Origin of the sequence: Streptomyces sp. YS-3 (assembly GCF_045257485.1) — a bacterium.
GTDB lineage: Bacteria > Actinomycetota > Actinomycetes > Streptomycetales > Streptomycetaceae > Streptomyces.
The window spans coordinates 1-3174 of the sequence record NZ_JBJHPC010000715.1 but is presented as its reverse complement, the minus strand read 5'-3'; the positions used below and the strand labels follow the sequence as shown (position 1 = coordinate 3174).

At 74.1% G+C, this 3174-nt stretch carries 3 protein-coding genes; 2 read left to right on the top strand and 1 reads right to left on the bottom strand.

The features are described 5' to 3' along the window. Positions 1 to 107 precede the first annotated feature (107 nt). Both ACJA3G_RS33755 and ACJA3G_RS33750 read left to right on the top strand, forming a co-directional pair. On the top strand, positions 108 to 1268 hold the full coding sequence (locus ACJA3G_RS33755) for a molybdopterin-dependent oxidoreductase (RefSeq protein WP_406556844.1): 1161 nt from the start codon (positions 108 to 110) through the stop codon (positions 1266 to 1268). Next, entirely contained in the window at positions 1265 to 1690 is a 426-nt protein-coding gene (locus tag ACJA3G_RS33750) for a hypothetical protein (RefSeq protein ID WP_406556843.1), read from the top strand. The genes ACJA3G_RS33755 and ACJA3G_RS33750 overlap by 4 nt, the downstream gene beginning before the upstream one ends. A gap of 237 nt (positions 1691 to 1927) precedes the next feature. Here ACJA3G_RS33750 and ACJA3G_RS33745 read toward each other — a convergent pair whose 3' ends face one another. Continuing rightward, positions 1928 to 2764, bottom strand: coding sequence for a TrmB family transcriptional regulator (locus tag ACJA3G_RS33745; protein WP_406556842.1), 837 nt, complete (start codon positions 2762 to 2764; stop codon positions 1928 to 1930). Positions 2765 to 3174: the final 410 nt, after the last annotated feature.

Genomic DNA, 3174 nt, shown 5'->3' with positions numbered 1-3174 from the left:
CACATTCGCAGCCCGAGGGGCGCCCGGACGGCCCAACCCACCACGCGTCCGGGAACCGTAAGGTGTCAGGAGCCCTGTTCAGGGCGGCCAGGGGATGTCATGGGGACATGAGGCCACGACTTCCCCTTCCCCCGCCGCCGTCCACGCTGCTGCCGTCGTTCAGGGGCGCGCTGCACGACCGGCGCACCACGACGGCGATCGGCCGGCTGCTCGGCGCGGCCGTGTTCCTCTGCATGGTCACGGGGGTGCTGAGCCACTACCTCCAGCACCCGCCGGGCTGGCTCGCGGACGATCTGCCGGCCCGTCCCGCCTGGGGGTACCGGCTGACCCAGGGCCTGCACGTCGGCGCGGGCATCGCCGCGATCCCGCTGCTCTTCGGCAAGCTGTGGACCGTCTATCCGAAGCTGTTCGTCTGGCCGGCGTTCACCGGCGTACGGCACGCGCTGGAGCGGCTCTCGGTGGCGGTGCTCGTCGCGGGCGCGGTCTTCGAACTGCTGACCGGGCTGCTCAACACCGTGCAGTGGTACCCGTGGCCGTTCAGCTTCGTTCCCGTGCACTTCGCGGTCGCCTGGCTCCTGACCGGCGCGCTGCTGCTGCACCTGGCCGTCAAGTGGCCGGACATCACGGCGTACTGGTCGCGGCGCTCGCCCGCCACGCGCGCGCTGCCGGGCGAGCCGGAGAACGCGCTCGACCGGCGCTCGCTCCTCACCGGCCTCGCGGTCGCGGTCGGCGCGGTGACCGTGACGACGGTGGGCCAGTCCGTCACCCCGCTGAAGTCCCTCGACCTGCTGGCGCCGCGCCACCCCGACCACGGTCCGCTGGGCCTGCCCGTCAACCGCACGGCGGCGGCGGCCGGGACGACCCGGGTGGACACGGCGGCCTGGCGCCTCACGGTGGCCGGGCCGCGCCCGTACGAGCTGACGCTCGACGAGCTCGCCGCGCTGCCCCAGTACGAGGTGGAGCTGCCCATCGCCTGTGTGGAGGGGTGGAGCAAGAACGCGCACTGGACCGGCGTACGGATCAGGGACCTGATGGAGCGCGCCGGGGCGCCCGGGGCCGCGCTGCGGGTCGTCTCGCTCGAACGGCACGGCGCCTACCGGGTGATGGACATGGGCCGCACCTACGCGCGCGACCCCCTCACCCTCCTCGCACTCAGGCTCAACGGGCAGGTGCTCACCGCCGACCACGGCTATCCGGCCCGGATCATCGCCCCCAACCGGCCGGGCGTGCTCCAGACCAAGTGGGTCTCGCGGCTGGAGGCGCGGTGACGGCCGGGCGGTACGCGGTGGGCGCGCTGGGGCTCGCGCTGATGGGCCTCGGCGTGTCGCTGGTGTGGGCGCAGGGGCCGTGGGACGTGGCGGTGTGGCTGGCGGGGGCGGTCGTGCTGCACGACGGGCTGATCGCGCCGCTGGTGCTGCTCGTCGGCGTGGGCGTGGTGGCGGCCCGGCCCCGGGTGCGCGGCCCGCTGCGGGCGGCCCTGGTGACCGGCGGCTGCCTCACCGCGATCGCGCTGCCGGACATCCTGCGGCCGGGCCCGGTGACCAACGCGACCGTGGTTCCGCTGGACTACCTCCGCAACTGGCTGGTGCTGCTGGCGGTGGTCGCGGTGGCGGGGGTGCTGGTGGCGGCCGGCAAGAGTCTGTGGCGCAGGCGCGGCCCGCGAGGCAGGCCCCCGGAGTCCCCGCGCTAGCCCCCGCGGGGCGCCGGCAAGGGCGTGCGGCGCGGGCGCGGTCCGCGAGGCGGGCCCCCGCCGCCCCGCGCTTGCCCCGGCGGGCGCGCCGCGTCAACCCTGGCGGGCGCGCCGCGTCAACCCCGGCGGACGCCGCGCCAGCCCCGGTGGACACGCCACATCAACCCCGGTGGACGCACCGCGTCAACCCCGGTGGACGCCGCGCCCCGGGGCGACACGCCCTACCCGCAACACGCTCTACCCCTGGCGGACGCCGCCCCCGTCGCGGACGCGCTGTATCGTCTCCGCGCCCTCCCACACCGTCAGGAACGCCAGCCGCAGACAGGCCGCGAGCGCCGGGTGCTCGATGTAGAGCGCGGTCGTGGCGCCCGTGCCCGCCACCGGGTCCGGCATGTCGCACAGCACCAGCGACGCGTCCGCGATCACCAGCTTGAGGGGGAGCTCCTCGGTGAAGCGTGCCTCCTCGCCCGCCTCGCCGAAGCGGGCGACGTTCTCCAGGACCTCCTCGTCGCTCAGCGCGTCGAAGGTGTACAGCGCCCGCACCGTCCCGCCGCGCCGGCGCAGCCTCCGGGCGGCCTTGAGGCCCGGGAGGTTGGCGGCGGGGGCGACGAACGGCGGGCGGCAGAAGGTCAGGAGCTCGCGGCCGGCCTGGTCCTGGATGTCCGCGAACCGCTCGGCGATCGTCCTCGGGTCGCGCAGCACCTCGATGTAGTCGAGCGGGTCGGTGTGGGAGCGCCCCGCCTCCCACAGCGGCAGCAGCGCCGCGGTCAGTCCCGTCGAGACGTGTTCCAGCCGTTCCAGGGCCTCTCGCTGACGAGCCATCAGCCGAGTGAGCGCCAGCTCGGGGGCCACCGCGCCGAAGGTGGCGACCCGGCCCCGGTGGGCGACCGCGAGCTGCGCCCTGACCAGGCCGTCGAGCACGTCGTAGATCCGCTGGCGGGGCACCTCGGCCTCCCGGGCGACCTCGGCCGCCGTATAGGAGTCGCGCCGCACCAGGGCGAGGTACACACGTGCCTCGTAGCGCGAAAGCCCCAGGGCGACAAGGCTGTTGACCGACTCCTGCTCCGGCTCCATGGTCGACCACGGTATACGCGATCAGTGCGGTGTGATCCAGCCGGACCGCGAGGAGATTTCCGGGAAATCCTTGCCTTTCGCTTTGCCCGTACGGGAGTTGTCGGTATCAGGGCCCTGTCCTACGTTCAACTGTGCCACCACTGAGCCGGGTGGCACTTTCTCAGAGGCGATCTTGTCATGCACTCGCCATGCACACCCTGGTGACGGTCGCCTTCCGCCCGCCCCTCATCCCGGCGGGCCGACCCCCCATGGAGGGCAGTTCCATGTACGCGAAGAGACCCTTGGGACTCGGAAAGCCGACCGGTAGAGCCGCCGCCGCACTCGTGTCCCTGGTGGCCCTCGCCACCGGCGGACTCCTGGCCGCCGCCCCGTCCGCCTCCGCCACCCCCGCGCACGGCGCCACCGCACAG

What these genes read in the sequence shown, in the direction of transcription:
- ACJA3G_RS33755 (WP_406556844.1), top strand. Translation starts at nt 108, where the DNA reads ATGAGGCCACGACTTCCCCTTCCCCCGCCGCCGTCCACGCTGCTGCCG.
- ACJA3G_RS33745 (WP_406556842.1), bottom strand. Translation starts at nt 2,764, where the DNA reads ATGGAGCCGGAGCAGGAGTCGGTCAACAGCCTTGTCGCCCTGGGGCTT.